The following is a 26,719-nucleotide window of genomic DNA, read 5'->3' as shown; positions in this document are numbered from 1 at the left end:
TGAGCGTCAGTGCCGTCCCAATGGCATCGCCTCCAATAGCCGTATACGCAATAGGCGACGCGAGGTGGGCGACGCGCTATCGGGCCACAGCCAAATAACGCGGCGCCCGATGCGCAACCCGATCAACCACGCGCCGATCCGCAGTGGTCTCGGCATAGCGTTCTGCCACTGTTGTGACACCTCACGCCATTGCCATGTGGCGTGCTCCCCATCGAGGCATTCCCGCAATTCCCAGCGCCGCTGGCCACGCCACCAGTAGCCCACCAGTGCCGCACCGCTAAGCGATACCGCCGACGTCAACCACCATGGGCCCAGCATGAGCACCAAGCCACTCACTATCCCCCAGACGAGGGCATGAAGTGCCAAGTCGAGTCTAGAGGGTACGATACTGATTGTTGGAAGTGGTTTCGGCATAATCGACGATCATTTGGACGATGCGCCGCAACTCGGCGTCGGCGGGCCACTCTCGGCGCATCAGCCAGATGAAGAGATCCTGGTCTTCTTGGTCGATCAGCGCCTGATAAAGGGCCTTGTCAGCCTCATCAAGCTGAGGGTAGCAATGTTCGAGAAACGGGATCAGCAGTAGATCCAGTTCCCACATGCCCCGCCGCGAGTGCCAGTAAAGCCGTTTGATGGTTACATCGTCCTGCATGGAGACTCCCAAGCGATGTCATGACATGAATAGACGACGAGTATACCCGAGGACTTGGCGAGACACATCGTTTCCACTCCTTGCTCAAAACCGGCTAATATTGATTTGCAATGTGCTAGTGCGTTGTTTTATCAAGGTTTGAGCAGTATGCTGAATTCACAACAATACCGTGGTCGCTTTATTGCCATGTGCGGCGGAGCGGCAAAGTCGCTTGGAGACATTCGATGACCAAGTCCGAGTTGATTGAACAGATTGCCATTCGGCAGCCGGAGCTGTCGGCCAAAGAGGTCGAGGCAGCAGTCAAGATCATCCTCGAAGACATTACCCACTCGCTTTCTAGCGGTGGACGTGTCGAAATTCGCGGGTTCGGTAGCTTCTCCCTACACTTTCGGGAGCCCCGGACCGGACGCAATCCCAAAACCGGCGATCCCGTCGACCTGCAGGGCAAGTTCGTGCCGCATTTCAAGCCCGGCAAGGAATTGCGCGAACAGGTCAACGCCAGCCGTGCACTCGGCTACTGAAGCCCCCAGGGCGCCATATCTCCATGCAAAAGGAACCTGCCCATGCGTTGGTTTAAAGGTGTCGTGCTGGCCATCATCTTGCTGGTCGTCCTGTTGCTCGGCATCCTGTTTGCCGTCAATAACCAACAAGCCATGCCGCTCGACTTGATATGGGTCGAACTGCCACCCGCCTCGCTGTCTCTTTGGTTGCTGATATCGTTGGCCTGTGGCGTGATTCTCGGCATGCTGGCCATGACGGGTATCTATCTGCGGCTGCGCACGCTCCTGACGCGTGCCCAACGCCACAATCAACAGCAGCGCAAGGAACTGGATCGGCTACGCACCCAGGAGTTCAAGGAAGCGCCCTGAATGCTTGATCCACTGCTGCTTGGCCTATTGGTCGCGGCGATTGCCATCGGCTGGTGGCTCGGACGTCGCGAGCGCCGGCGCGCTCGCGAACGCCTATCCCCCGAAGTGTCGTTGCCCAGGGACTACTTCATTGGCCTCAATCATCTGCTCAACGAGCAGCCGGATCAGGCCATCGAGACGTTCGTGCAAGCGCTCGAGGTCAACAGCGACACCATCGAAACGCACATTGCGCTGGGTAACCTGTTCCGTTCACGCGGCGAGGCCGACCGCGCCGTCAAGATCCATCAAAATCTATTAGCGCGCCCGACGCTGACCCCTTACCAAGGGGGGCTCGTGCAACTGGAATTGTCGCGGGATTTCCTGAACCTGGGATTGCTCGATCGCGCCGAACGCCTGCTGCAAACACTGGTCAAGGACACCCCCGACGAGGGACTGCGCGACGCTGCCAAACGCTTGCTGGTCGATCTGCTCCAACGTGAGAAAGAGTGGCAGCAAGCGCTGGATGTCGCCACGCCGCAGCTCATCCGCCAAGATGCCGATATCAAACGCGCCGCCGCTCACTGGCTTTGCGAGCTCGCCCAGCGGGATCGGCACAATGCAAGCCCCAGCGTGGCTCGCAAGCGTCTGCGCCAAGCCCTATCGATCGATGAACGCTGTGTCCGAGCCACATGGCTACTCGCCGAACTCGAACGAGACACAGGACATTACAAGGCGGTCATTCGTCATCTCACCCGTATCCCCGAGCAGGACCCCGGATTCCTTCCCGTCATACTCGACCCCTTGCACGAGGCGTATCGGCGTCTTCAGGACGAAGCGGGCTGGTGTGCCTTCCTGGAAGCGAAACTGCAAGAGACGCACTACACCAGCGTGGTGATCATGCTAGCGGCGTCCCGCCTGCGCACGGATAGCCAGGAAGCGGCCATCGAGCTCATCAGTGAGCAGCTGCAAGCGCACCCGAGCTTGCGTGGCGTCGATTATCTCATGGACCTCTACCTAATCGGCGAGGATCATGGCGACCGCGAGCGCCTGCTGCTGCTCAAACAGCACACCCAGAAACTACTCGCGGCACGCCCCCGCCACCGCTGCCATCGCTGCGGTTTCGGCAGCGCCCAATTGCATTGGCAATGCCCGCGCTGCCAAAGCTGGGGGACCACCAAGCCCATCACTGGGCTTGAAGGCGAATAACCGCTAGCGGCCGATCTCGTGCTCGATATCGACCAATGCCGCCATCGGATCCAAGGCTTGCGTCACCGGCCGGCCGATCACCAGGTGCGTGCTCCCCGCCGCCAACGCCCGTGCCGGCGTCAACGTACGACGTTGATCGTCGCCATTCGAAGCGCTGGGGCGTATACCCGGCGTGACCTTCAAGAAAGTATCGCCACATAGTGCGCGCAACGCCGTCGCTTCCTGCGCTGAACACACCACTCCATCCATCCCGCTGCGTTGCGAGAGTGCCGCCAAACGCTCGACCTGAGATAATGGATCGTCATCGATGCCAATCTCGGCGAGATCCTCACGCGTCATACTGGTGAGCACCGTCACCGCTATCAGATGCGTGGTGAGCCGGCGCTTCTCGAGCCGTTCTCTGGCCGCTTCCATCATGCGACGCCCGCCACCCGCATGGACGTTGACCATCCACACGCCATGATCCGCCGCCGCCTCGACGGCGCCCGCCACCGTATTGGGAATATCGTGAAACTTGAGATCCAGAAATACCTCGAAGCCACGAGCATGCAGTGCCTCGAGTATCTGCGGGCCACTGCGCGTGAATAGCTCCTTGCCGACCTTGACCCGGCAGCGCGCGGGGTCCAACCGGTCAGCCATGACAAGCGCCTGGTCAAGATCAGGGTAGTCGAGAGCGATGATCAACGGCGTGTCGGGGCGCGGCATGATGTCTCCTGCAAATAATAGGGTGGCAGCAACGGCAACATTATACCGCCGCCCAACTTCGCCACATAGCATCTCGCGAGTATTCCACCCAACCGTCTCTTATTAAGAACAATCTCATTTTGTAGTCATTAGCTTACAAATCACGTCATTAAAAGATGACATTTCAATCATGGAAATCTGGGTATGGTGAAGCCGATCAATAAGATTTTTCTAAAGGAGAGGTTGTATGAAGAAACTGCTGAGCTGTGCCCTACTGACGCTGGCGTTAAGCGTCTCCACCCTCGCGGTCGCCCAGGAAGATGCCTCGGCGCCTATCGACATCAATCAAGCCTCTGCCGAAACATTGACCCAACTGCCAGGCATCGGCGACGTCAAGGCACAGGCGATCATCGAGGATCGCAACGCGAATGGACCTTTCGCCTCGCTCGACGCCCTGACCCGCGTCAAGGGCATCGGCGAAGGAACGGTGGAAGACCTGGACGACCGTGTCACGTTCTGAAACCGCCCTATCGACGCTCGCACGGGAGGCACTCGGCGAGCGTCTTTGCAGCCGGCATCAAGTGCCGTTTGAAACGTTGACGAGCCATTAGATCCTCAGACCACCATCGCATTCCAGCACCCGCCCCGTGAAATAGTCGTTTTCCACGATATAACGCACGCTCGAGGCGATATCATCCGGCTGCCCCAGATGTCCCAAAGGAATGCCCTTGCTGATTTTCTCGAGTACTTCGGCGCGCATGGACGACGTCATCTCGGTTTCGATGAACCCGGGTGCCACCGCCGCCACTCGGATCCCTTGGCGTGCCAGTTCCTTCGCCCAGGTAACCGTCAGCGCCGCCACTCCCGCCTTGGAGGCACTGTAATTGCCCTGCCCCATGTTGCCAGATCGCGAGATACTCGAGACATTGATGATGACTCCGCCCTGGCCTGCCTCCACCATCTGCGTCGCACCTTCACGCCCGCATAGGAAGACGCCCGTCAGGTTGACGTCGATGACCTGTCGCCACTGATCTAACGTCATGCGTTTCTCGATATGCCCCGCGCTGCCTTTCACCAGCAGCCCATCGTGGGTGACGCCCGCATTATTGACCAACACAGCAAGCGGACCCAGCGATTCACGTTGTTGCGCGAATGCGCGGGTCACGGCGTCTTCATCGGTTACGTCGACCAGGAAGGCGTATGCGGAGATGTGACGCTCCGCCAATGAAGCAACCGCAGCGCTCAACATCTCTTCTTGCCGGTCGAACAATGCAAGACGCGCGCCCAATGCCCCGAGTTCAGCCGCCATCGCCAATCCCAGACCTTGGGCACCTCCCGTTATACCTACCACCGCCCCATCAAGCTGCATGGCGACACCTCCCGCTTTCAAGTAATGAGCCCGGACCTCGTGGCTCTTTTTGTGCACCGCAACATGAAGAGCTTAGCATGCGATGCATAGCGTCTCCACGAAGCAATCACAGCGTGCTTGCATCACCGCGCCGTTTCCCTTGCAATTCACACGCATGCCACCATCTACTGGAAAGTTGAGATCACACGGAGCCGCCATGCCACTGTTACTTTTCATTACGCTTTTCGGGCTACTCGATTTCGTAGTGCTGTTCGCAATCGGAGGGCAGATCGGTCTGCTTCCGACGCTGGCATTGGTACTGCTGTCCGGGGCCCTGGGTCTCCATCTGATTCGCCGCGAAGGGGTGCAGACGCTACAACGCGCCCAGAGCCGTTTTGCTCAGGGAGAACTTCCTTCGGACGAGCTGATTACCGGGGCCGCTCTGATCTTCGGCGGCGCATTACTGGTCGCTCCCGGCTTCCTGTCAGACGGCTTGGGGCTGCTTTGCCTCATCCCGAGTAGCCGTCGTTTGCTGGGCCGAGGGCTTCAACGCGGTGGATGGCGCGGCCGAATTTTTACGATGGGCTCCGGTGGCGCGACTCAGGAGAAAACCACGGGCAATGATTGGCACGAGCACACGCGGCGCTCGGATAAAGCCTCGCAAAACAGCCAAACGAATGACGAGCAACCGATCGAAGGCGACTACATAGGGAAGGACGATTCCCGGCATTGAAAAAATTCATGAAGGGCCCTTGAAAGTGGATACGTCGACCCAATCAAGCCCCTAACAGATGATTCGGCCGTAACGCCTTGATGCGTCGGCCTTATAAACAGAAGGCACTGCCTTCACCCTTGGGCTTGGCTCAACGGGATTATCCTATGATCCATAGAACCATCAGGAGAACGTGAGCAATGAAAATCCGTCCTTTGCACGATCGCGTCGTCGTCCGTCGCATGGAAGAAGAGCAAAAGACCGCTGGCGGCATCGTGCTTCCGGGTAACGCTCAAGAGAAACCGACCCGCGGTGAAGTTCTTGCTGTCGGCAACGGTCGTATTCTCGAAAATGGCGAAGTGCGCCCGCTGGACGTCAAGGTGGGTGACACGGTGATTTTCAAGGATGGCTTTGGCGTCGAGAAAGAAAAAATCGACGGTGAAGAAGTCCTGATCATGAGCGAAAGCGATATTCTGGCCGTTGCCGAGTAATTCACAACGCTCACCAGTCACATTTTCGTTTCACGTTTGCGCGACTTGATCGCGCCATTAATGGGAAGAGCTAGAAATGGCAGCTAAACAGATCAAATTCTCCGATGATGCCCGCAAGCGCATGGCGCGCGGCGTTAATATCCTGGCCGACGCCGTCAAGGTCACCCTCGGGCCCAAAGGCCGTAACGTCGTACTGGAAAAATCCTTCGGCTCACCGACCGTGACCAAAGACGGGGTTTCCGTCGCCAAGGAAATCGAGCTCAAGGACAAGTTCGAGAACATGGGCGCGCAGATGGTCAAGGAAGTTGCTTCCAAGACCTCTGATGTGGCCGGTGATGGCACCACTACCGCAACCGTTCTCGCCCAGTCGATCGTCACTGAAGGCATGAAAGGCGTGACCGCGGGCATGAACCCGATGGATCTCAAGCGTGGTATCGACCAGGCCGTCGATGCTGCCGTCAAGGAAATCCAGTCGCTTTCCGTACCGTGCACCGACGCCAAGGCCATCGCCCAGGTGGGTACCATTTCTGCGAATGGCGACAAGCGTATCGGTGAGATCATCGCCGACGCCATGCAGAAAGTCGGCAAGGAAGGCGTCATCACCGTCGACGAAGGCCGTGGCTTCGAAGATGAGCTGGAAGTCGTCGAAGGCATGCAGTTCGATCGTGGTTACCTGTCGCCCTACTTCGTGACCAACCAGGACACCATGATGGTGGAACTGGAAGATCCGTACCTGCTGATGGTCGACAAGAAGATCTCCAACATCCGCGAATTGCTGCCGGTGCTGGAAGCGGTTGCCAAGTCCGGCAAGCCGTTGGGCATCATCGCCGAGGACATCGAAGGCGAAGCGCTGGCGACACTGGTGGTCAACACCATGCGCGGCATCGTCAAGGTCGCAGCGACGAAGGCACCCGGCTTCGGCGACCGTCGCAAGGCCATGCTGCAGGACATCGCCATTCTTACTGGCGGCACCGTGATTTCCGAGGAAGTCGGCCTGACGCTCGAGCAAGCCAACCTGGATCATCTGGGTAGCGCCAAGCGCGTCACCATGTCCAAGGAAAACACCACCATCATCGATGGTTCCGGTGTCGAGTCCGACATCGAAGCGCGTGTCAGCCAGATCCGCGCTCAGATCGAAGACACCAGCTCCGACTACGACCGTGAAAAACTTCAGGAACGTGTCGCCAAGCTGGCAGGCGGTGTCGCCGTCATCCGTGTGGGTGCCGCGACCGAGTTCGAGATGAAGGAGAAGAAGGCCCGCGTCGAAGATGCGCTGCACTCCACACGTGCTGCCGTCGAAGAAGGCGTGGTGCCTGGCGGTGGTACCGCACTGGTACGCATCCTTGGCAATCTCGCCAACCTCAAGGGTGAGAACGAAGACCAGACCCACGGCATTGCCATTGCCCTGCGTGCCATGGAATCGCCGCTGCGTCAGATCGTGACCAACGCAGGCCAGGAAGCGTCCATCATCGTCAATCAGGTCAAAGCCGGTGAAGGTAACTACGGTTACAACGCACAAACCGGCGAGTATGGCGACCTGTTCGAAATGGGCGTTCTCGACCCCGCCAAGGTCACGCGTAGCGCGATGCAGTCTGCAGGCTCCGTGGCTGGCTTGATGATCACCACCGAAGCCATGATCGCCGACGATCCGGACGAGAAGGAAGCCGGCGGCGGCGCACCGGACATGGGCGGCATGGGAGGCATGGGCGGCATGATGTAAACACCGCCTACCGACTCCCGGGCGCTGTCCCGTGACTCGAAACCCCTGCCGGGCGACCGGCAGGGGTTTTTCGTTATCGGCCGCTCACCGGTGCCGTAGCCCGTAGCCCGTAGCCCGTAGCCCGTAGCCCGTAGCCCAAGTACACTATCGCCCTGCCCTAGACTGCCTCGCGATTTTCTATGCTCTCCAATATACGTATCGTACTCGTTCAGACATTCCATCCCGGCAACATTGGCCAAGCCGCGCGCGCGATGAAAACCATGGGCCTGAGTGACCTGGTGTTGGTCAATCCGCGTTGCTTTCCCGACGAAGAGGCCACTCGGCTGGCCGCTGGCGCCACCGATGTGCTCGACAACGCGCGCGTTGTCGAGCACATTTCACAAGCCGTCGGAGATTGCGTCCAAGTCGTCGGCGCCAGCGCGCGTCTGCGCAGCCTACCCCTGCCTCATTTCGACGATCCCGAGCCCATGGCGTCCGAGCTGATCGAGCATGCACAAAATGCTCCGGTGGCACTGGTGTTCGGGCGCGAGCGCTTCGGCCTGACCAACGATGAAATTCGGCATTGCACGCATCAGGTCAGCATCCCCGCCAACCCGGATTACGGTGTACTCAATCTTGCACAAGCCGTGCAGATACTCGCCTACGAAGTACGCCGTGCATGGCGTCATCACCAGGCCAGTCCCGCGACTCCGCAAACGCCGCCCTCGCTACCGACCCGCGACCAGATGGCCCATTTCGAGACGCATTTGCACGAGGCACTGGTGACATCGGGGTTTTTGACCCAACCCCACGCGCGTACCGAGGATCACCTGCGCGCACTCTTCGCGCGTGCACAGCCATCCCGCAAGGAGCTGTCCATTCTGCGAGGCGTGTTATCGACGCTGGAGAAAGCGGGCAGTGATCCGCGTTCCTCCTCGTAGGTCCCAGCGTCGCGCCGGCCCAGGCCGAGCACACTCCGGGCTGGCATTGCGCTAACACATGCCTCTCGCCCGTGGCCACACCGATGGGACCACCTACGCCATCTCTAGCCGCCTAGCAGCATTTGCGCGCCATGCCCCGTGATGAATGCCAGCCCGGCGGCGGCGGAGCCCATGAACAATGTCCGCAGCCCCGACCGCCAGGCCGGCAGGCCGTAGACCGCACTTTTCAGCATGCCGATACCCAGGAAGACACCAGCGGCTACCCCCAGGCTTGTCAGGAACTGCGTGACGGCACCCAGCCCCGGCACCGCGTACGGCACCAAGGGCAACGCCCCCACCACCAGAAAGGCCAAGAAAGTGACGAGCGCAGCGCGCAGGGGGCTCAGGCCCTCGCGTGACAAGCCATATTCTTCTCGCAACATGGTGCTCACCCAGACCTCGGGATCGCGACACAACACCGCCACGACCTGCTCGAGCAACTCGCCCTCGAACCCCTTGGCGCGAAACAGCTGGCGAATTTCCTCGCGCTCGCCTTCAGGCACCAGGGCAATATGCCGATGTTCGGTGCGCTCCGCGCTGGCGATCTGGGCTAACTGCGCCTGCCCCGCCTCGTAATTGCTGACCGCCATGCTCAAGCCATCGGCCAGCAAGTTGGCAAAGCCCAGCACGAGCGCCACCTGCGGCGAGAATCCAGCGCCGAAGGCGCCCGAGACCACCGCGAAAGTGGTCACACAACCATCGATGCCCCCAAGCACGGCATCGGGCAATGTCGATGCTCTCGGCGATATGCTCAGTCGTGCCTGGACGGCGTCGGGCTGGTGATCGGTAAGAAGGCGCTGACGGCTCGGGATTGGCATGACGAAGCGCTCGTGGAAAGCGAAGACGTGACTCTCGAGAAGCGCTGAGTCCCCCCGAGTCGACGTCAGATGCCAACGCTCCGCTTGCATCATCGACACCGGCAGCAACTCTCGTTCGAGATTAGCTTAGCACCGGCGAGCCAAACCTGTCGGCCAATCAGGCGAGCCGGGGTGCACGGGCGCATCGCACCACCCGGGAATGATGCATAAAAAAACCGTGCCTCGCGAGAGGCACGGTTTTCATGTGGCTATCAAGCCGAGACCGTCGCGTGCGGGACGCGACGGTGATGCGCAGGCTTATTCGCCGCCCATCTGCTGCTTGATCAAATCACCGATGGTGGTCGGGCCTGAGGACTCCGGCTCAGCTTCCTGATCGCGCAGTTTGCCCATCGCACGGCGCGTATCGACCTGATCTTTCGCCTTCACAGACAGGTTGATCGCACGATTTTTGCGATCGACACCGACGATCTTGGCTTCGACGCTATCGCCTTCGTTGAGCACGTTGCGTGCATCTTCGACGCGGTCGGGGCTGATCTCGGAAGCCTTGAGTACCGCCACGACATCAGTGGCCAACTCGACGTGCGCTTCCTTCGCATCGACTTCGACAACGCGACCGGTGACGATGGCACCCTTGTCGTTGACGGCCAAGTACTCGGAGACCGGATCGGTTTCGAGCTGCTTGATGCCGAGCGAGATACGCTCACGTTCCGGATCGATCGAGAGAATGACCGCTTCGGCTTCGTCGCCCTTCTTGAACTTGCGCACGGCTTCTTCGCCGGTTTCGCTCCAAGAAATATCGGACAAGTGGACCAGACCGTCGATGCCACCTTCCAAGCCGATGAAGATACCGAAATCGGTGATCGACTTGATGGTGCCAGAGACGCGATCGCCCTTGTTATAGCGCGCGCTGAAGTCTTCCCACGGATTGGTGGTGCACTGCTTGATGCCCAGGGAAATACGACGACGTTCTTCGTCGATATCCAGCACCATGACTTCCACGTCATCGCCGACCTGGACGACTTTCGAGGGATGGATGTTCTTGTTGGTCCAGTCCATTTCCGAGACGTGAACCAAGCCTTCGACACCTTCCTCGAGCTCGGCAAAGCAGCCGTAGTCCGTCAGATTGGTGACGCGAGCATTGACGCGGGTGTTTTCCGGATAACGATCCTTGATGTTGACCCACGGATCTTCGCCCAGTTGCTTCAAGCCGAGAGACACACGGTTGCGCTCGCGATCGAACTTGAGCACCTTGACGTTGACCTCATCACCAACGGCAACGATCTCGCTGGGATGCTTGATGCGCTTCCACGCCATGTCGGTGATGTGCAGCAGGCCATCGACGCCGCCCAGATCGACGAACGCACCGTAGTCGGTGAGGTTCTTGACGATACCGTCGATCTGCTGACCTTCCTGAAGCGTCGACAGAAGCGCTTCACGCTCGGCACTGTTCTCGGCTTCGAGAACGGCACGGCGAGAAACCACGACGTTATTACGCTTGGGATCGAGCTTGATGACCTTGAAGTCCAGCTCTTTGTGCTCGAGGTGAGCAGTATCGCGTACCGGACGGACGTCGACGAGAGAACCGGGCAGGAAAGCGCGGATGGAAGAGACATCGACCGTAAAGCCGCCCTTGACCTTGCCGTTGATCACGCCCTTGACGATTTCGTCCTTCTCGAAGGCCGCTTCCAGCTCTTTCCAGGCCTCGGCACGCTTGGCCTTTTCGCGAGACAGACGCGTCTCGCCGAAACCGTCTTCGACGGCTTCAAGGGCAACCTTGACTTCATCACCCACGGAGATGGTCAATTCGCCATTGTCATCACGGAACTGCGCCACGGGGATTTGACCCTCGGACTTCAGACCCGCGTTGACGGTAATCCAGTCACCTTCGATGTCGACCACGGTTGCCATGACGATGGCACCGGGTTCCATATTGATATCCTGGAGAGACTGTTCGAACAGTTCAGCAAAGCTTTCGCTCATGTTGTTCCTACGTGATCAACGTTAATAGCGGCCAGGCCGCTCATTCTCCGCACCACCAGCAAGCGCGGGCCTTTCCTACATACCCCTGGGGACGTTGGCGCTGGTTCGACCTGCGAAGGCTCTCGGTTATCGCCCGCGCACGTCATAACGTCTGGCCAGGGTCTCCGGATGGGTGCCCGTTTCACCCCAGCTGCTCAGTTCGGGAGGCCGAGCCCACGTGCACTAAGCAGCCTTTCGATACACTCCACCACGTCCGGTATCGCAAGACTCGTACTATCCAACAAAACGGCATCGTCTGCCGGCTTGAGTGGCGCCACGGCACGCTGCATGTCGCGCGCGTCACGAGCCTTAATTTCCTCTAGAAGACTCGTTAGATTAGCATCCCGACCGGCGTTCAGCAACTGTTCATGGCGTCGCCGCGCCCGCTCTTCCGCTGAGGCCGTCAGGTAGACTTTCAAGGGCGCATGGGGGAATACCACCGTGCCCATATCCCGTCCATCCGCCACTAGCCCTGGCATGTCGCGAAAGTCGCGTTGGCGCGTCAGCAGCGCATCACGCACCCGAGGTAACGATGCCACCTGCGAGGCAACGTCGCCGACCTTCTCGGTGCGAATGTCGCCACTCACGTCACGCCCTTCCAGCTCGATACGCGTTTCGCCATCGCACGCCACGAAGCGGACATCCAAGGTTTCGGCACAAGCCGCCAACGCAGCTTCATCGTCCAGCGCCAAGCCATGCTTGAGTGCTGCCAACGCCGTCAGACGGTACAGTGCCCCGGAGTCGAGCAGGTGCCAGCCCAGGCGCTCGGCGATCAGGCGACTCACGGTCCCCTTGCCTGCGCCGCCGGGTCCGTCGACGGTCAGTACGGGCACGTCGCTGTGCGACAAGCTCATGACGCCTCCTGTTCTTCGAGCGACAGCCCTACGCGGCGCGCCAGGTCAACGAATCCCGGGAACGACGTGGCCACATTGGCGCAGTCATCGATCACGATCTCGCCCTCGGCACGCAGGGCGGCAATGGCGAAGGCCATGGCGATGCGATGATCGCCCAGGCTATCGACATGCCCGCCGCGATAATGCGCGACATGCGTATCGCAGGCGTCGGCGCGACCGACGACGTCGATGCCATCGGAATGGACGGTATTCTCAACGCCCAGGATCGCCAGACCATCGGCCATCGCCTGGATGCGATCGGATTCCTTGACGCGTAATTCTTCCGCCCCCCGCAAGCGGGTCACGCCTTCGGCATTGGCCGCAGCGATGAACAACACGGGAAACTCGTCGATGGCCAGCGGCACTTGATCCACCGGGATATCGATGCCCTTGAGCGGTGCATGGCGAACGCGAATATCAGCGACCGGCTCGCCACCGACTTCCCGAGGATTGAGCAATTCGAGATCGGCGCCCATGGCCTTGAGGATATTGATGACCCCGATGCGTGTCGGATTGGTTCCCACATGCTCTAGGAGCAGATCCGAGCCCGGCGTGATGGCCGCCGCCACCAGGTAGAACGCCGCCGACGAGATATCCGAGGGCACGTCGATAGGCGACGCCGTTAAGCGCCCCCCACCCTGTAGCCAAGCTTCGTCAGCGTCGCGTTGCACCGCATAACCGAAACCATTGAGCATACGCTCGGTATGATCGCGGGTCGGTGCCGGCTCGCGCACCCGCGTCTCACCCTCGGCATAGAGCCCCGCCAGCAAGAGACAGGACTTAACCTGGGCACTGGCCATGGGCATGTCATAACGAAGGCCACGCAATGCCTGGCCACCGCGAATCGTCAGCGGCGGTCGACCACCTTCAGCGGTTTCGATCACCGCGCCCATCTCGCGCAGCGGATCGGCCACGCGGCCCATCGGCCGCTTGTTGAGCGACACATCGCCGGTCAACTCGGTATCGAAGGCCTGCCCGGCCAGCAAGCCCGCGAACAGGCGCATGGCGGTGCCCGAATTGCCCACATAAAGAGGGCCGGAAGGCGCCGTCAGGCCATGCAGGCCAACGCCATGCACGGTCACGCGTCCCTGGTGAGGACCTTCAATGGCCACCCCCATTTCACGAAACGCCTGCAGCGTCGCCAGGCTATCCTCGCCCTCGAGGAAGCCATGCACTTCGGTCACGCCCTCGGCAAGCGCGCCAAGCATGATCGAGCGGTGCGAGATCGATTTGTCCCCCGGCACGCGGATCCGACCGCGCACATTGCCACCGGGAGTCACGCGGTAACGGATATTGCGTTGTTCCATCGCTTGATAACTCGTCTGGTTCAAAAGCGTATCGAAATACTGCCGCGCATGACTGGCACGATCGAAGATCGCCAGCATGGCATCGCCATCATTATCGGTCACGGCACGGCGCAAACGGGCGACACCCGCTTCGAACTCATCCAGTGCGCCAAGCACCGCCTCGCGGTTAGCGCTGAAGATATCGCGCCACATGACCGGGTCGCTACCGGCGATACGCGTAAAATCGCGAAAGCCCCCCGCCGCATAGCGAAAGATCTCCAGGCGCTCGTCCTGACGCGCCAGGGTGTCGACCAACGAAAACGCCAATAAATGCGGGAGATGGCTAGTCCGCGCCAAGACCTGATCGTGGCGTGCCACGTCCATCTCCAGCAGCTCCGCCCCACACGCGGCCCATAGCACGCGAACGCGCGCCAAGGCCTCGGGATCGGTATCGGCGCGCGGCGTCAGTATCACCTTGTGCCGGTGATAAAGCGCGGAATTGGACGCCGCCACGCCGCTTTTTTCGGATCCCGCAATCGGGTGCCCCGGTACGAAGCGCGGCGGGATGTCACCAAAGACGCGCTCTACCGCCGCCTCGATGGCACCTTTGGTACTGCCGACATCGGTGATCACCTGTTCGCCTAGATGCGGCGCCAATTCGCGTAGCACAGCCTCCATCGCCAATACCGGCACCGCCAGCACGATCAAGCTGCTTTCGGCTACCAAAGGTGCCAGCTCGGTGCTGCCTGCGTCGATCAGCCCCATATCGATGCCGCGCGCTACTTCGTCAGCGTCACGATCACAGGCTAGGATACGCCCCGCAAAACCCGCTTCTTTCAAGGCCGCCGCCAGCGAACCGCCCATCAGGCCCAATCCAATGATGAGGATACCGCGCTCGGTCGGCGCACAGGACTGCTCCGACATTTACAACACACCCACGGGATAGGACCCCAACACCTTGAGCTCGGCAGCACGCAACGTAATCTCTTCCAGCACCGCCGCGACCTGCGGATCGTCACGATGCCCCTTGAAGTCGATGAAGAACACGTAATTCCAGACCCCAGTGCGTGACGGCCGCGTCTCGACGCGTGTCAGATCGATCTTGTGGCGGTGGAACGGCTCGAGCAAGTCGTGCAGCGCCCCGGGCTGGTTGCGCATGGCGACGACGATGGAGGTCTTGTCATCCTCGGAGATCGGCGTGTCGTGGTGCCCGATGATCAAAAAGCGTGTCGAGTTGTCGGGACGGTCCTCGATCTTCTCGGCGACCTTCTCGAGCTCATAACGCTTGGCGGCCATGTCGCCGGCGATCGCGGCGCTGTGCCATTCGCTCTTGATCAGGCGCGCCGCTTCGGCGTTGGAGGACACCGGCACCCGCTCGGCATTGGGATAATGCGCGTCCAGCCACTTGCGGCACTGCGCCAGGGACTGGGGATGCGAATAAATGCGCGAGAGCTTGTCGCGGCGCGTATTGTTGGACACCAGTAGATGATGGTGAATGCGCAGCACTACCTCGCCACAAATGCGCAGGCTGGCATCCATGAAGGTATCCAAGGTGCTGTTGACGATCCCCTCGGTGGAGTTTTCCACCGGCACCACGCCAAAATGCGCGGCTCCCGCTTCCACCTCGCGAAAGACCTCATCGATGGCCGCCATCGGCAAGCTCACCGCGCTGTCGCCGAAATGCTTGAGCGCTGCCTGCTGGGTGAACGTGCCCTCGGGACCGAGATAGGCCACCTTGACCGGCCGCTCCAGCGCCAGGCACGCCGACATGATCTCGCGGAACAAGCGTGCCATTTCCTCGTCGTCCAGGGGGCCCTTGTTGAGCGCCATGATACGACGCAGCACCTGAGCTTCGCGCTCGGGGCGGTAGAACGTCGCCTGCGGATCACTGTCGGTTTTGACCTGCGCCACCTGCTGTGCGCAATGCGCGCGCTCGCTGATCAGCTTGAGAATCTCGCTATCCAGCGTATCGATTCGCTCGCGCAGTGCCGGCAGGTCGGCCGGCGTGATAGAGGCATTGTTATCGAACATATCGTGATCAGCCATGGCGTCGTTCGAACTCCTGCATGAAATCGACCAGCGCGTCCACTGCCGCTTCCGGCACGGCGTTGTAGAGGCTGGCTCGCATGCCGCCTACACTGCGGTGGCCCTTGAGATTCAAAAGCCCCGCCGCCTCGGCATCATTCAAGAACGCACCGTTGAGCGACTCATCGGCCAGCACGAACGGCACGTTCATGCGCGAGCGATTGGGCATGGCGATGGGGCTGGAATAGAAGTCGCTGGCATCGATGGCTGCATACAGTTTTTCGGACTTGCGCGCGTTGAGTCGGTCCATCGCCTCGAGCCCACCCATGTCATGGCGCAACCAATCGAAGACCAGCCCCGCCAGATACCAGGCATACGTCGGCGGCGTATTGAACATCGAGCCGTTCTCGGCCATGACCCGATAGTTGAACATGGTCGGTGTATTCGGCAAGGCGCGCTCGAGCAGGTCGTCACGCACGATGACCAAGGTCAGCCCCGCCGGGCCGATATTCTTCTGGGCCCCGGCATAGAGAACGCCGAAGCGGGACACATCCAGCGGGCCCGAGAGAATCGATGAAGACATATCGCACACCAGCGGCACGTCGCCAATCTCGGGAATATAATCGAATTCCAGGCCACCGATTGTTTCATTGGCCGTGTAATGTAGATAGGCAGCATCCGACGACAAGACGATGTCCTCGGGCCGCGGCACCGCCGTAAACCCATTGGCTTCGCTGGAAGCCGCCACGTGCGCGCCCGCAAGATGACGCGCTTCGGCAACCGCCTTCTTGCCCCAAATACCGGTATACAGATAGTTCGGCGTACCGCCCGTACCCAGCAGGTTATAAGGCACCATCGCGAACTGGCTGGAGGCGCCGCCCTGCATGAACAGGACGCGATAATTGTCAGGCACGGCTAGCAGCGCGCGCAGGTCGCGCTCGGCACGCGCAGCGATCTCCGCAAAGGCATCGCTACGGTGGCTCATTTCCATGACCGACAAGCCATGGCCCTGATAGTCGAGCAACTCGTCGCGGGCGCGCTCGAGCACGGGATCGGGAAGTGCCGCTGGGCCGGCACAGAAGTTGAACTTGCGTGTCATCAGCGTGATTCCAAACGTAAAGCGACCACTCCGAAGGAGCGGCCGCATTGAGACTCAATCGCCTTGTGGCGCCTCGTCGTCATCATCCGGCGCAGGTGTTACCTCGTCGACCACCACTCCTTCTTCTTCATTGGGAGCTGCCTCCTCGGCCGGCTCATCGACCCGCACCGTGGCGACAAGATGCTCGCCTTCACCGGTGCGAATCAGAGTAACCCCTTGCGTATTGCGCGAACTGACCGAAATTTCTTCGACCCGCGTGCGCACCAAGGTGCCCTTATCGGTAATCAGCATCATTTCATCGCTGTCGCGGACTTGGATCGCCGCCACCAAGGCGCCGTTGCGCCGCGAGGTCTGCATGGCGATCACCCCTTGTCCGCCGCGCCCACGCAACGGGAACTCATCGAGACGCGTGCGTTTGCCGTAACCGTTCTCAGAGGCGGTCAGGATATAGACCTGATCCTCACTGACGCGCTGGGCCGGGGCTTCCTCGGCAACGTCATCGGTATCGTCAGCCTCGGCATCGATGGTCAACGACTGCGGAATGATCAAGCTGATCACCTCGGCGTCGCCTTGCAGGCGCATACCCCGCACACCGCGGGCGGTGCGTCCCATGGCGCGCGCCTTGCCTTCCTCGAAGCGAATGGCTTTGCCATTGGACGAGAACAGCATCGCATGGTCGTTGCCGGAAGTGATCGCGGCACCGACCAGACGATCGTCCTCTTCGAGGTCGATGGCGATCAGGCCCACGCTGCGCGGCCGCGAGAATTGCTCCAGCGAGGTCCGCTTGACGGTTCCCTTGGCGGTAGCAAAGAAGATGTAGCAGTCGTCGCGGTATTCACGTACCGGCAGGATGGCATTGATCGACTCGCCATCATCCAACGGCAGCATGTTGACCAGCGGCTTGCCGCGCGAACCACGGCTAGCGTTGGGCATCTCGTAGACTTTGAGCCAGTAGACCTTACCGCGATTGGAGAACAGCAGCATGGTGTCATGCGTCGAGGCCACCAACAGGTGTTCGATGATGTCCTCGTCTTTCATGGTGGTCGCCGACTTGCCACGTCCGCCACGCCGCTGAGCCTGGTAGTCGGAAAGCGGCTGTGTCTTGGCATAGCCGCTGCGCGAGATGGTGACCACCATGTCTTCTTCGTTGATCAGATCCTCGATGGTCAGGTCCAGATGGCTGGCCTGAATCTCGGTCTTACGGTCGTCGCCGTACTGGTCGCGAATCGCGCCGAGTTCCTCGCGAATGACCTCCAGCAGGCGCTCCGGCGAAGCGAGAATCTCGTTGAGTTCGGCGATACGCTTGAGGATCGATAAATATTCGTCGAGAAGCTTCTCGGTTTCGAGCCCCGTCAAACGGTGCAGGCGCAATTCCAGAATGGCCTGCGCCTGAGCCGGCGACAACCGATATTCACGCTCGTTGTCGGCGAGCCCGTAGCCTTCGTCGAGATCTTCCGGCTTGCAGGACGTCGCCCCAGCGCGCTCGAGCATGCCGGTGACCTGCCCCGGCTGCCAGGCACGCGCGATCAGCTTTTCCTTGGCTTCGGTGGCCGAGGGCGACGCCTTGATGAGTTCGATCACATCATCGATGTTGGAGATCGCCACGGCCAGGCCTTCGAGGATATGGCCACGGTCGCGCGCCTTCTTGAGTTCGAACAACGTGCGCCGCGTCACCACCTCGCGACGGTGCCGAATGAACGCCTCGAGAATCTCTTTGAGATTGAGGATCTTCGGCTGGCCGTTATCCAGCGCCACCATGTTGATGCCGAATACGGTCTGCAACTGGGTATGCGCGAACAGGTTGTTGACGACGACTTCGCCGGATTCGCCGCGCTTGACCTCGATCACCACGCGCAGGCCTTCCTTGTCGGACTCGTCGCGCAGCTCGGCGATGCCGTCGATACGCTTGTCCTTGACCAGCTCGGCGATCTTCTCGATCAAGCGCGCCTTGTTCACTTGATACGGCAGCTCGGTGACGATGATGTGATCGCGCCCGGTCTTGTCGTCATGCTCGATGGTATGACGAGCCCGCACATAGATGCGCCCGCGCCCGGTACGGTAGGCATCGAGAATCCCCGCGCGCCCGTTGATGATCCCCCCGGTGGGGAAATCGGGAGCCGGAATATACGCCATGAGATCGTCGATGCTCAGCGTGTAGTCATCGATCAGAGCCAGGCAACCATCGATCACCTCGCGCATGTTATGCGGCGGGATGTTGGTCGCCATGCCCACGGCGATGCCCGAGGCCCCGTTGACCAGCAAGTTAGGGACCTTGGTCGGCAGCACCTCGGGAATACGCTCGGTGCCATCGTAGTTGTCGACCCAGTCGACGGTATCTTTTTCCAGGTCGGCGAGGAGCTCATGGGCAAGGCGTGCCATGCGCACCTCGGTGTAACGCATGGCCGCCGCGCTGTCGCCGTCGATGGAACCGAAGTTACCCTGGCCATCGACCAGCACATAGCGCATCGAGAATGTCTGCGCCATACGCACGATGGTGTCGTAGACCGCGCTATCCCCGTGCGGGTGATATTTACCGATCACGTCACCCACGACACGGGCCGATTTCTTGTAGGCTTTGTTCCAGTCATTGCTGAGTTCATGCATGGCGAACAATACGCGCCGATGCACGGGCTTAAGGCCATCCCGTACATCCGGCAACGCACGGCCGATGATCACACTCATGGCGTAATCGAGATACGACTGTTTAAGCTCGTCCTCGATATTGACTGGCAGAATTTCTCTGGCGATCTCACCCATGGGTCGTTCAATCCTTTGCACCGCGCCATACCATCGGTCATGGCACTGAATGAAACGAACAGCGGCCTCACGAAGCACGAAGCCCCGCAAGCCACTCTTCAGCGCTCGACGCCAATGGCCGTCACAGCAATCATTGAGCTTCGATGGCGGGCCCAGCCTCAACAGGGCCCGAATCACGCCATCATACCATTTCACATGGCGATGCGGCAGGCTTGGTCAATGCAATCGCGTGCGCCGCACCAGCGCAAGAAGAACACGCTTCCTTACATGCCGCAGAACAAGTGCATCCGCTTGGGGGAGTGGCACCCGCCCTGGCGTTTCGCCATAATGAGCCCCTTTGTGACGGAATAGGCTCATGTGGTTCAAGCACTTGCATCTCTATCGCCTGCACGACACGACACCCATCGCGCTCGAGGCACTCGAATCGGCCCTGGAGGCCTTCGCCTTTCGTCCGGTGTCGCCCAGTGAAGGCAAGCGCCTCGGCTGGCAACGCCCCGCGGGGCGACATGGTCAACAGCTCGCCCATGAGATCCAGGGCCACCGCCTGCTGTCATTGCTGCGCCAGGAGCGCCTACTGCCAGCGTCGGTGGTACGCGAGGAAGTAGAAGAACGCGCCGCCGAGCGCGAGGCTGCCGAAGGCCACCCATTACCACGCCGCGAGCGCCAGGCACTCAAGGAACAGGTCGTAGAGGAATTTCTGCCACGCGCCTTCACGCGTAGCCAGCGCATTGATATATGGTGGGACACACGGCGCGGCCTCATCGCTGTCAATTGCGCCAGCCGTGCCCGGGCCGAGGATGCTCTCGATCTGCTGCGTCAGTCGCTGGGCTCGTTGAAAGTCACGCCGCTGGCCGTGCGCCAACTGCCCTCGCGCAGCATGACTGCCTGGCTCGAGGATATCGCCTCGCGCCCCGAGGGGCTGCAACTGGGCGATCAGGTCGAGCTCAAGGATGCCAATGACGATGGTGTATGGCGCGCTCGTGGCATCGACCTCGACGGCGAGGAGGTGCAGAGTGTGCTCGCCAGTGGGCGTCAGGCCAGCCGCCTGGGTCTGGATGTCGAGGATCAGCTATCGCTGGTCCTGCACGACGACCTGACGCTCAAATCGCTGCGCTTCGCCGACGCCTTGCTCGACGAAGCCGCTCAACAAGAAGACGATGACGACCCCACGCTACGCCTGGAAACGGACTTCGCCCTCATGGCCCAAGTGCTCTCTGGATTCATCGAACAACTCATCGACTGGCTGGGTGGCGAAGCCGACCCGGCAGCGCCGACATCATGACGCACGCATCGACTCCCCAATCCGCTCCCCACGATTTCGACGCCATTCGTCCTTATCATGACGACGAGGTGGCGACGGTACTCGACCGCCTGGCTCACTGCGACGAATTGCTCGACGCGATCACGCACTTCCGCCTCCCCCGGCTGGCGCGCTACGCGCCGCCCGTGGCGCGTTTCATCGCGCGCCTGGGGCTGCAACACGAAATGCGCAACATCGAAAGCGTCGCCGCTTTTCAGCAACGCATCGCCCGCTACATGGCGCGAATGATCGCCACCACCACGGATGCCTTCGAGATCGAAGGGCTCGAACATCTCGACGCCGACAAGGCCTATCTGTTCATCGGCAATCATCGCGATATCGCCATGGACCCGGCGTTCGTCAATTACGCGCTCTACCAGAAAGGCCGCAATACCGTACGCATCGCGATTGGCGACAACCTGCTGCAAAAGCCGTTCGTCAATGATCTGATGCGCCTCAACAAGAGTTTCATCGTGCCGCGCTCGGCCAAGGGCAAGCGGGCGATGCTGCAGGCCTATCAAACGTTATCGCGTTATATCCGCCACTCGATCACCGCCGATAACCACTCGATCTGGATCGCTGAGCGCGAAGGGCGTGCCAAGGACGGCATCGACCGCGCCGATACCGCCATCGTCAAGATGTTAGGCATGGCCCAGCGCATGGACGGCGACGAGGCCGATATCGGCGCTGCGGTATCCGAACTACGCCTCGTGCCGGTGTCCATCAGCTACGAATACGACCCCTGCGATCTCCAGAAGGCACGCGAACTATACGCCCGCCACACGGAAGGCCGTTACGACAAGGTCGAATTCGAGGACATTCAGTCCATCGTCGCCGGCATCACGGGCCACAAAGGCCGCATCCGTCTGACCTTCGGTACGCCCTTGGGGAGCGAGTTCGCGACCCCGGAAGCCGTCACCGAGGAAATCGATCGTCAGGTACTGGCGCACTACCATATGTTCCCCAGCCACCAACTCGCGCTTGAGGCAACGGGACTAGCGCCGGCGCTGGTCGATCTGAGCGAAGTCACCGACGCCGACCGGGCACGCTTCGAGGCACGCCTGGCCACGGTGCCGGACCATCTGCGCCATTGGTGGCTGCGCCAGTACGCCAACCCCATTCTCAACCGTGCCGGATATATCGAGGAAGACGCCTGACGCGTCACTTCCGCCAGAACGTGGGCGTCAACAGCACCAGCACGGTGAGGATTTCCAGACGCCCCATCAACATGCCCAGGCTCAGAAGCCACTTGGCGGCATCGGGCAATGACGAGAAATTCCCCGCGGGTCCGATGACCGGCCCCAGCCCGGGGCCGACGTTGGAGACAGCGGTGGCCGCCCCCGATAGCGCAGTCACCAAGTCCAGTCCCAACAGCGCTAGCCCCAACGCCAGACCCGCGATCGTCAGAAAGAAGAAGAAAGAAAAGGCGATGACCCCGCGCACGACCTCGTCGCTCAGCGGATTGCCATTGTAGCGTTGCGCGAAGACCCCTTGAGCATGTACGAGATGGCGCAGCTGGGTGAACAGCATGATGGCGCCGATCTGAAAGCGGAATATTTTCATGCCGCCACTCGTGGACCCGCTACAACCGCCGACAAAGGTCAGATAAAAGAATGCGGCGACGACCAACGGCCCCCACTGGGTGTAGTCGTCGGATGCATAGCCGGTGGTGGTCACCACCGAGATGACATTGAAGGCCACCTGGGTCAACGCCTCGAAGAAAGAAGCGCCCCCGGCGACGCGATACACGGTCAACCCTAGGATCACGACGCCCAACAGCCACAGCAATCCACGCACTTGCTGGTCGCGCCAGAGCACCTGAGGCGTATCGCGCAGCGCGCGAATGAACAGCACGAACGGTAGCGCACCACACAACATGAAGAACGACGCCAGCCACAGGATCAGCGGACGATCATGATAGACACCGAAGGATGCATCCGAGTTGGCAAAGCCCCCGGTGGCCATGGAACTCATGGCATGCACGACGGCATCCAGCGGTGTCATCCCTGCTAGCCAGTATGTCAACATCGCCATCAGGGTGCCGGCCAGGTAGATCGCACCACTCGCCTTGGCGATACCACCAGCGCGTGGCAGCACCTTGTCGGACCAGTCCGACGACTCGGTCTGAAAAAGGCGCATGCCCCCGACCTTGAGAAATGGCAGGATGGCGATCGCCATCACGATGATGCCGATGCCGCCCAGCCACTGCATCAGGCCACGCCAAAGCTTGAGACCGTCGGATAAGCCATCGATGCCCACCAGCACCGTCGATCCGGTGGTGGTAATCGCGGAGATGGATTCGAAGACGGCGTCGGTGAAGGAAAGCTGCGGCGCACCCAATATCAGCGGCAAGCTGGCACACGCACTCACCAGCACCCAGCTCAAGGTGGTGAGGATGAACATCTGACGCGGTCGCAGCAGGATCTCGATGCCGTGCGTGGCGAACCACATGAGGCAAGCGGCACCCGCCACGACCGCAATCGACAGCGCGAATGCAATGCGGTCGGGGTCGCCCTCCAAGGTCAATATACCTAGCGGCACGACCATCAAGATCGCCAATACGCCAAGCAACACCGCCAGAATCCTGACCACTGGGGCGGACACCACCAGGCTCCGCTTGATGCGCGGATGAATCACCGCCACCTGCCTACCTCCTCGGCCCATGCGCCCTGCCACCACCGGCGCGCCGTCTACACGGCGGCACGATTAACGGCGCGTCATTATCATGGGGCGCTACTATAAAGGGCGCGCGGGACTTTCTCCACTCGCGCGCTTTACCGCCCTCCATTCACCCTGGGGCCTACTCCCGTCCACCGCGACGATGTGCTATCGTCCGCGACATCGTCCTGCGAGTCGATTCGCGCCGTCGTGAACGTACGACACGCGATCCCGCATGAGCCACACGGAGAGAGCCCCCATGAGTTCCGCGTCCGAAATGCAGAAAGTCCGGATCATCAACGAGCTGCGTGAATTCATCAAGAAATTGCTGCAAGATCCGGCGATTCTCGAGCAATCGCTCACCATCGCCCGCGCCCATTACACCGACGACGGCGATAACCGGCAGATGTGGGCCACCATCGCCAACGAAATCTCGGACAATACCAGCGTGCACATCCCCGAGGACCCCAGCGAGCACTCGGAAGCCGACCGGCTGTTTCTGGAAGTGTTGAAGGAAGTCGTCGACGAAGGGAAGGCGTTGTACTGAAGCTCGAAGCTTCAAGAAGGAAGAGAGAAGGAAAAAGAACGAAGAGCCTCAGAGCGAACCTGAAAGAGAGAAGCTAAAAAGGCCGGCGAATGCCGGCCTGAAAACATAACTTGCTCAACCTTATGAAGTTGATGTCGTCGATTGATCGCAATTTGATGCATATTCCTCAGGAACGGTTGTCGTGCAGCTCCAAGAGCGGAAATCGTCCTCGACTGCATCCTCGCCCTCACCTTCAGTTTCAGCCTCATAGGTATAGGTGACAGTTAGGTTATCAAGATTGGAATTGGCCGTAGCATCAGTTCCGCTGCCAAAAGTATAGACTGCAGTAGCTGCACCATTAGTCTCACTCACACTAGTAATGGCACCATACTCACCCTGAGTTCTAATGCCAAGAGCATCGGCATCGGTAATGGCATCGCCCTGATCGACACGTTCCTGGATGGAGATCTTGGCGCCTCCCAGCAGTGAATGCGCTTCGGCGAACTGCGAGCGTGCGACGTAGTTCTGGTACTGCGGTATGGCGATGGCGGCGAGGATGCCGATGATCGCGACGACGATCATCAGTTCGATTAGCGTGAAACCGCGTTGCTGACGTTCCATTAAACTCTCCTGTAATCCCTTGTTGAATACCCTGCTATTCGCTTTTTGGCGAGCCCGACGCGGGCGGATGATAACGCGTTGCGGGCGATCCGGCGAGGCGTTGCCCCCCTGCCGGTTTTCTGCGAGGCAGCTACCTAACATGTTACGTTAAATTACACTTCTCATGCTGGCAAGATGATCGAGGTTAAAGTTTACCTAACGTCGGCCGATCATATACAAACACGCTAATTGACGAGATATCTCATGCCAAGGGTCACCATGACGGTCATGCATGGGGTAGGATGCGAGAAGTCACGGGGTATCGGCCGCCCCATCTGGTCACTCCTTTTGGTGTCGAAACGCTTATGCATTCGTCTTCATCGTCGTCTTCTCCCGCCCCCGGCTCGCCGTTTTTGACAGGGCTCGCCGCACGTTTGGTCACGGAAGGCCTGATAGAGGAATCCAAGGCGCAGCACGCCATGGAGGCGGTGCGCGACACGCATCAGTCGGTGCTCGAATACGTCATCGAGCAACGCTGGGTTTCCGCACGAGAGGCCACCCAGAGTGCCGCATGGGAATATGGCCTGCCGTTCGTCGACCTGGAAGCCATCAGTACCGAGCGCCTGCCCATCGGCGAGGGGCTGTCCGACACACTGATCCGCCGCCTCGGCGTACTGCCGCTAGCGCGTGGCGAGCGTCATATCAGTGTCGCGATCCCCTACCCCTCGACGCTGGCAAAACTCGATGAACTGCAGTTCACCACCGGGCTCACCGCCGAGGGGGTGCTGGTGGCCGCCGATCAGTTACAGCCGGCCGTCGAACGTTATCTCGTCCAGCGCGAGACGCATGGCATGCTCGAAGCCCTCGACGATGCCAGCGAGGCACTCGAGACGCTCGATCTCGACGATGTCACGCCTCTCAACGAAGGGCTCGACACCGATGACGACGATGCCCCAGTGGTCCGCTTCGTGCACAAGATGATGCTCGATGCCGCCCGGCGAGGTGCTTCGGATATCCACTTCGAGCCGTATGAGTCGGCCTTCCGCATCCGCTTTCGCATCGATGGCATCCTGGTCGAGGTCGCGCGGCCGCCGTTCAATCTGCGCGCCCGCCTTTCGGCACGCCTCAAGGTCATGTCGCGCCTGGATATCTCCGAGCGGCGTTTGCCGCAGGATGGCGCTATCAAGCTGCGTGTCTCGGCCTCGCGCACCATCGACTTCCGCGTCAGCACGCTACCCACGGTACACGGCGAGAAAATCGTGCTGCGCTTGCTGGACGCCGGTGCCACGCGCCTGGGCATCGATGCACTGGGCTTCAGCGAATCGCAAAAAGCGCTGTTCGAACATGCGCTCGCACAGCCGCAGGGGATGATACTCGCCACCGGCCCTACCGGCAGCGGCAAGACCGTGACCCTGTATACCGGGCTCAACATCCTCAATACCGACGCGCGCAACATCGCCACCGCCGAGGACCCCGTCGAGCTCAAGCTCGACGGCATCAACCAGGTCAATGTGCTACCCAAAATCGGGCTGGATTTCGCCAGCGCACTGCGTGCTTTTCTGCGTCAGGACCCCGATGTGGTAATGGTCGGTGAGGTCCGCGACCTGGAAACAGCCGAGATCTCCGTCAAGGCCGCGCAGACCGGCCACTTGGTGCTGTCGACGCTGCATACCAACTCGGCGGCTGAAACCCTGACACGTCTGCGTAACATGGGCGTGGCGGCCTACAACATTGCAAGCTCGGTGACATTGATCGTCGCCCAGCGGCTAGTACGCCAACTTTGCCCACACTGCAAAACACCCGTCGAACTGCCTCGGGAGCTCTTCCTCGACGCAGGCTTCACGACACAAGAAATCGAGACCTCGACCTGCTATCGCGCCACGGGCTGTACGCAATGCACCCACGGCTACAAAGGGCGTGTCGGTCTCTATGAGGTACTCCCCGTCAGTGAGTCCATGAGCAAACTGATCATGGCCGACGGCAATTCATTGGAACTCGGTGAACTGGCCCGTCAAGAAGGCCATCCCGATCTGCGGCGCAGTGGTCTGAGCAAAGTACTCGCGGGCATTACCAGCCTCGAGGAAATCAATCGCGTGGTGCTGGAATGAGCGATCCGGT

The 26,719-nt window shown here is 60.4% G+C and carries 25 protein-coding genes; 12 read left to right on the top strand and 13 right to left on the bottom strand.

Features of this window, described 5'->3' with window-relative positions:
* Positions 1-6: 6 nt before the first annotated feature.
* Both KZO83_RS14010 and KZO83_RS14005 read right to left on the bottom strand, forming a co-directional pair.
* The gene (locus KZO83_RS14010; RefSeq protein ID WP_247621231.1) at positions 7-366 is read right to left on the bottom strand and encodes a hypothetical protein; all 360 of its coding nucleotides are present in this window, start codon (positions 364-366) and stop codon (positions 7-9) included.
* A 7-nt stretch (positions 367-373) separates the two neighbouring features.
* Positions 374-652 carry an FAD assembly factor SdhE gene (locus KZO83_RS14005; RefSeq protein WP_040241695.1) on the bottom strand — a complete coding sequence of 93 codons (279 nt, stop codon included), beginning with the start codon at positions 650-652 and terminating at the stop codon, positions 374-376.
* 224 nt (positions 653-876) lie between these two features.
* Here KZO83_RS14005 and KZO83_RS14000 point away from each other — a divergent pair, with 224 nt between their 5' ends.
* The 3 genes from KZO83_RS14000 to lapB are packed head-to-tail and all read left to right on the top strand — an operon-like array spanning position 877 to position 2,706.
* Positions 877-1,173 (top strand): integration host factor subunit beta, encoded by a 297-nt coding sequence (locus KZO83_RS14000; RefSeq protein ID WP_040241697.1) that lies wholly within the window; start codon positions 877-879, stop codon positions 1,171-1,173.
* Positions 1,174-1,215: 42 nt separating this feature from the next.
* The gene (locus tag KZO83_RS13995) at positions 1,216-1,521 is read left to right on the top strand and encodes a lipopolysaccharide assembly protein LapA domain-containing protein (RefSeq protein ID WP_040241700.1); all 306 of its coding nucleotides are present in this window, start codon (positions 1,216-1,218) and stop codon (positions 1,519-1,521) included.
* Positions 1,522-2,706 carry a lipopolysaccharide assembly protein LapB gene (gene lapB / locus KZO83_RS13990; protein WP_247621230.1) on the top strand — a complete coding sequence of 395 codons (1,185 nt, stop codon included), beginning with the start codon at positions 1,522-1,524 and terminating at the stop codon, positions 2,704-2,706.
* Between the two features lie 3 nt (positions 2,707-2,709).
* On the opposite strand, the gene pyrF is transcribed toward lapB, so the two are convergent.
* Positions 2,710-3,411, bottom strand: coding sequence for an orotidine-5'-phosphate decarboxylase (pyrF, locus tag KZO83_RS13985; RefSeq protein ID WP_247621229.1), 702 nt, complete (start codon positions 3,409-3,411; stop codon positions 2,710-2,712).
* Between the two features lie 226 nt (positions 3,412-3,637).
* Between pyrF and KZO83_RS13980 the strand changes: the two genes are divergently transcribed.
* Positions 3,638-3,910 carry a ComEA family DNA-binding protein gene (locus KZO83_RS13980; protein WP_247621228.1) on the top strand — a complete coding sequence of 91 codons (273 nt, stop codon included), beginning with the start codon at positions 3,638-3,640 and terminating at the stop codon, positions 3,908-3,910.
* Between the two features lie 87 nt (positions 3,911-3,997).
* Here KZO83_RS13980 and KZO83_RS13975 read toward each other — a convergent pair whose 3' ends face one another.
* Positions 3,998-4,759 (bottom strand): SDR family oxidoreductase, encoded by a 762-nt coding sequence (locus KZO83_RS13975; protein ID WP_247621227.1) that lies wholly within the window; start codon positions 4,757-4,759, stop codon positions 3,998-4,000.
* Between the two features lie 196 nt (positions 4,760-4,955).
* Between KZO83_RS13975 and KZO83_RS13970 the strand changes: the two genes are divergently transcribed.
* The 4 genes from KZO83_RS13970 to KZO83_RS13955 all read left to right on the top strand — a co-directional run bounded on the left by KZO83_RS13970 (position 4,956) and on the right by KZO83_RS13955 (position 8,581).
* On the top strand, positions 4,956-5,471 hold the full coding sequence (locus KZO83_RS13970) for an FxsA family protein (RefSeq protein WP_040241714.1): 516 nt from the start codon (positions 4,956-4,958) through the stop codon (positions 5,469-5,471).
* Positions 5,472-5,650: 179 nt separating this feature from the next.
* On the top strand, positions 5,651-5,941 hold the full coding sequence (locus KZO83_RS13965; RefSeq protein WP_040241717.1) for a co-chaperone GroES: 291 nt from the start codon (positions 5,651-5,653) through the stop codon (positions 5,939-5,941).
* 76 nt (positions 5,942-6,017) lie between these two features.
* Positions 6,018-7,661 (top strand): chaperonin GroEL, encoded by a 1,644-nt coding sequence (gene groL, locus KZO83_RS13960; RefSeq protein ID WP_040241719.1) that lies wholly within the window; start codon positions 6,018-6,020, stop codon positions 7,659-7,661.
* A gap of 179 nt (positions 7,662-7,840) precedes the next feature.
* Positions 7,841-8,581, top strand: a complete 741-nt coding sequence (locus KZO83_RS13955; RefSeq protein ID WP_178997237.1) for an RNA methyltransferase — start codon at positions 7,841-7,843, stop codon at positions 8,579-8,581.
* 104 nt (positions 8,582-8,685) lie between these two features.
* Here the strand turns inward: KZO83_RS13955 and KZO83_RS13950 are convergent, their stop codons facing one another.
* The 7 genes from KZO83_RS13950 to gyrA all read right to left on the bottom strand — a co-directional run bounded on the left by KZO83_RS13950 (position 8,686) and on the right by gyrA (position 19,517).
* The gene (locus KZO83_RS13950; RefSeq protein WP_247621226.1) at positions 8,686-9,438 is read right to left on the bottom strand and encodes a VIT1/CCC1 transporter family protein; all 753 of its coding nucleotides are present in this window, start codon (positions 9,436-9,438) and stop codon (positions 8,686-8,688) included.
* Positions 9,439-9,735: 297 nt separating this feature from the next.
* Entirely contained in the window at positions 9,736-11,418 is a 1,683-nt protein-coding gene (gene rpsA / locus KZO83_RS13945; protein ID WP_040241722.1) for a 30S ribosomal protein S1, read from the bottom strand.
* Positions 11,419-11,612: 194 nt separating this feature from the next.
* Positions 11,613-12,311 carry a (d)CMP kinase gene (cmk, locus tag KZO83_RS13940; RefSeq protein ID WP_040241723.1) on the bottom strand — a complete coding sequence of 233 codons (699 nt, stop codon included), beginning with the start codon at positions 12,309-12,311 and terminating at the stop codon, positions 11,613-11,615.
* On the bottom strand, positions 12,308-14,560 hold the full coding sequence (locus KZO83_RS13935; protein ID WP_247621225.1) for a bifunctional prephenate dehydrogenase/3-phosphoshikimate 1-carboxyvinyltransferase: 2,253 nt from the start codon (positions 14,558-14,560) through the stop codon (positions 12,308-12,310). Before KZO83_RS13935 ends, cmk begins: the two co-directional genes overlap by 4 nt.
* Entirely contained in the window at positions 14,561-15,682 is a 1,122-nt protein-coding gene (pheA, locus tag KZO83_RS13930; RefSeq protein ID WP_247621224.1) for a prephenate dehydratase, read from the bottom strand. It lies immediately after the preceding gene.
* Positions 15,675-16,760, bottom strand: coding sequence for a 3-phosphoserine/phosphohydroxythreonine transaminase (gene serC / locus KZO83_RS13925; protein WP_247621223.1), 1,086 nt, complete (start codon positions 16,758-16,760; stop codon positions 15,675-15,677). Before serC ends, pheA begins: the two co-directional genes overlap by 8 nt.
* Positions 16,761-16,814: 54 nt before the next feature.
* Complete coding sequence (gene gyrA / locus KZO83_RS13920; protein ID WP_247621222.1) at positions 16,815-19,517, bottom strand: DNA gyrase subunit A; 2,703 nt, start codon at positions 19,515-19,517, stop codon at positions 16,815-16,817.
* Between the two features lie 355 nt (positions 19,518-19,872).
* On the opposite strand from gyrA, the gene KZO83_RS13915 reads away from it, so the two are divergent.
* A complete protein-coding gene (locus tag KZO83_RS13915) occupies positions 19,873-20,799 on the top strand; it encodes a recombination-associated protein RdgC (RefSeq protein ID WP_178997221.1) in 927 nt (308 codons plus the stop codon).
* Positions 20,796-21,974 carry a 1-acyl-sn-glycerol-3-phosphate acyltransferase gene (locus tag KZO83_RS13910; RefSeq protein WP_247621221.1) on the top strand — a complete coding sequence of 393 codons (1,179 nt, stop codon included), beginning with the start codon at positions 20,796-20,798 and terminating at the stop codon, positions 21,972-21,974. The genes KZO83_RS13915 and KZO83_RS13910 overlap by 4 nt, the downstream gene beginning before the upstream one ends.
* 4 nt (positions 21,975-21,978) lie before the next feature.
* On the opposite strand, the gene KZO83_RS13905 is transcribed toward KZO83_RS13910, so the two are convergent.
* Entirely contained in the window at positions 21,979-23,460 is a 1,482-nt protein-coding gene (locus KZO83_RS13905; RefSeq protein ID WP_247621220.1) for a TrkH family potassium uptake protein, read from the bottom strand.
* 274 nt (positions 23,461-23,734) lie between these two features.
* On the opposite strand from KZO83_RS13905, the gene KZO83_RS13900 reads away from it, so the two are divergent.
* Positions 23,735-24,022 (top strand): hypothetical protein, encoded by a 288-nt coding sequence (locus KZO83_RS13900; protein WP_246940614.1) that lies wholly within the window; start codon positions 23,735-23,737, stop codon positions 24,020-24,022.
* A gap of 120 nt (positions 24,023-24,142) precedes the next feature.
* Here the strand turns inward: KZO83_RS13900 and KZO83_RS13895 are convergent, their stop codons facing one another.
* Positions 24,143-24,622, bottom strand: a complete 480-nt coding sequence (locus KZO83_RS13895) for a pilin (RefSeq protein WP_272493616.1) — start codon at positions 24,620-24,622, stop codon at positions 24,143-24,145.
* A gap of 344 nt (positions 24,623-24,966) precedes the next feature.
* Here KZO83_RS13895 and pilB point away from each other — a divergent pair, with 344 nt between their 5' ends.
* Positions 24,967-26,709, top strand: coding sequence for a type IV-A pilus assembly ATPase PilB (gene pilB, locus KZO83_RS13885; protein WP_247621219.1), 1,743 nt, complete (start codon positions 24,967-24,969; stop codon positions 26,707-26,709).
* Positions 26,710-26,719: the final 10 nt, after the last annotated feature.

The organism is Chromohalobacter moromii (genome assembly GCF_023091865.1).
In the GTDB taxonomy this organism is placed as follows: Bacteria; Pseudomonadota; Gammaproteobacteria; order Pseudomonadales; family Halomonadaceae; genus Chromohalobacter; species Chromohalobacter moromii.
Note: the sequence above shows the minus strand (reverse complement) of the source record. Positions and strands in the feature narration are given on the sequence as shown.

What these genes read in the sequence shown, in the direction of transcription:
- KZO83_RS14005 (WP_040241695.1), bottom strand. Translation starts at nt 652, where the DNA reads ATGCAGGACGATGTAACCATCAAACGGCTTTACTGGCACTCGCGGCGG.
- KZO83_RS14000 (WP_040241697.1), top strand. Translation starts at nt 877, where the DNA reads ATGACCAAGTCCGAGTTGATTGAACAGATTGCCATTCGGCAGCCGGAG.
- KZO83_RS13995 (WP_040241700.1), top strand. Translation starts at nt 1,216, where the DNA reads ATGCGTTGGTTTAAAGGTGTCGTGCTGGCCATCATCTTGCTGGTCGTC.
- lapB (WP_247621230.1), top strand. Translation starts at nt 1,522, where the DNA reads ATGCTTGATCCACTGCTGCTTGGCCTATTGGTCGCGGCGATTGCCATC.
- pyrF (WP_247621229.1), bottom strand. Translation starts at nt 3,411, where the DNA reads ATGCCGCGCCCCGACACGCCGTTGATCATCGCTCTCGACTACCCTGAT.
- KZO83_RS13980 (WP_247621228.1), top strand. Translation starts at nt 3,638, where the DNA reads ATGAAGAAACTGCTGAGCTGTGCCCTACTGACGCTGGCGTTAAGCGTC.
- KZO83_RS13975 (WP_247621227.1), bottom strand. Translation starts at nt 4,759, where the DNA reads ATGCAGCTTGATGGGGCGGTGGTAGGTATAACGGGAGGTGCCCAAGGT.
- KZO83_RS13970 (WP_040241714.1), top strand. Translation starts at nt 4,956, where the DNA reads ATGCCACTGTTACTTTTCATTACGCTTTTCGGGCTACTCGATTTCGTA.
- KZO83_RS13965 (WP_040241717.1), top strand. Translation starts at nt 5,651, where the DNA reads ATGAAAATCCGTCCTTTGCACGATCGCGTCGTCGTCCGTCGCATGGAA.
- groL (WP_040241719.1), top strand. Translation starts at nt 6,018, where the DNA reads ATGGCAGCTAAACAGATCAAATTCTCCGATGATGCCCGCAAGCGCATG.
- KZO83_RS13955 (WP_178997237.1), top strand. Translation starts at nt 7,841, where the DNA reads ATGCTCTCCAATATACGTATCGTACTCGTTCAGACATTCCATCCCGGC.
- KZO83_RS13950 (WP_247621226.1), bottom strand. Translation starts at nt 9,438, where the DNA reads ATGCCAATCCCGAGCCGTCAGCGCCTTCTTACCGATCACCAGCCCGAC.
- rpsA (WP_040241722.1), bottom strand. Translation starts at nt 11,418, where the DNA reads ATGAGCGAAAGCTTTGCTGAACTGTTCGAACAGTCTCTCCAGGATATC.
- cmk (WP_040241723.1), bottom strand. Translation starts at nt 12,311, where the DNA reads ATGAGCTTGTCGCACAGCGACGTGCCCGTACTGACCGTCGACGGACCC.
- KZO83_RS13935 (WP_247621225.1), bottom strand. Translation starts at nt 14,560, where the DNA reads ATGTCGGAGCAGTCCTGTGCGCCGACCGAGCGCGGTATCCTCATCATT.
- pheA (WP_247621224.1), bottom strand. Translation starts at nt 15,682, where the DNA reads ATGGCTGATCACGATATGTTCGATAACAATGCCTCTATCACGCCGGCC.
- serC (WP_247621223.1), bottom strand. Translation starts at nt 16,760, where the DNA reads ATGACACGCAAGTTCAACTTCTGTGCCGGCCCAGCGGCACTTCCCGAT.
- gyrA (WP_247621222.1), bottom strand. Translation starts at nt 19,517, where the DNA reads ATGGGTGAGATCGCCAGAGAAATTCTGCCAGTCAATATCGAGGACGAG.
- KZO83_RS13915 (WP_178997221.1), top strand. Translation starts at nt 19,873, where the DNA reads ATGTGGTTCAAGCACTTGCATCTCTATCGCCTGCACGACACGACACCC.
- KZO83_RS13910 (WP_247621221.1), top strand. Translation starts at nt 20,796, where the DNA reads ATGACGCACGCATCGACTCCCCAATCCGCTCCCCACGATTTCGACGCC.
- KZO83_RS13900 (WP_246940614.1), top strand. Translation starts at nt 23,735, where the DNA reads ATGAGTTCCGCGTCCGAAATGCAGAAAGTCCGGATCATCAACGAGCTG.
- KZO83_RS13895 (WP_272493616.1), bottom strand. Translation starts at nt 24,622, where the DNA reads ATGGAACGTCAGCAACGCGGTTTCACGCTAATCGAACTGATGATCGTC.
- pilB (WP_247621219.1), top strand. Translation starts at nt 24,967, where the DNA reads ATGCATTCGTCTTCATCGTCGTCTTCTCCCGCCCCCGGCTCGCCGTTT.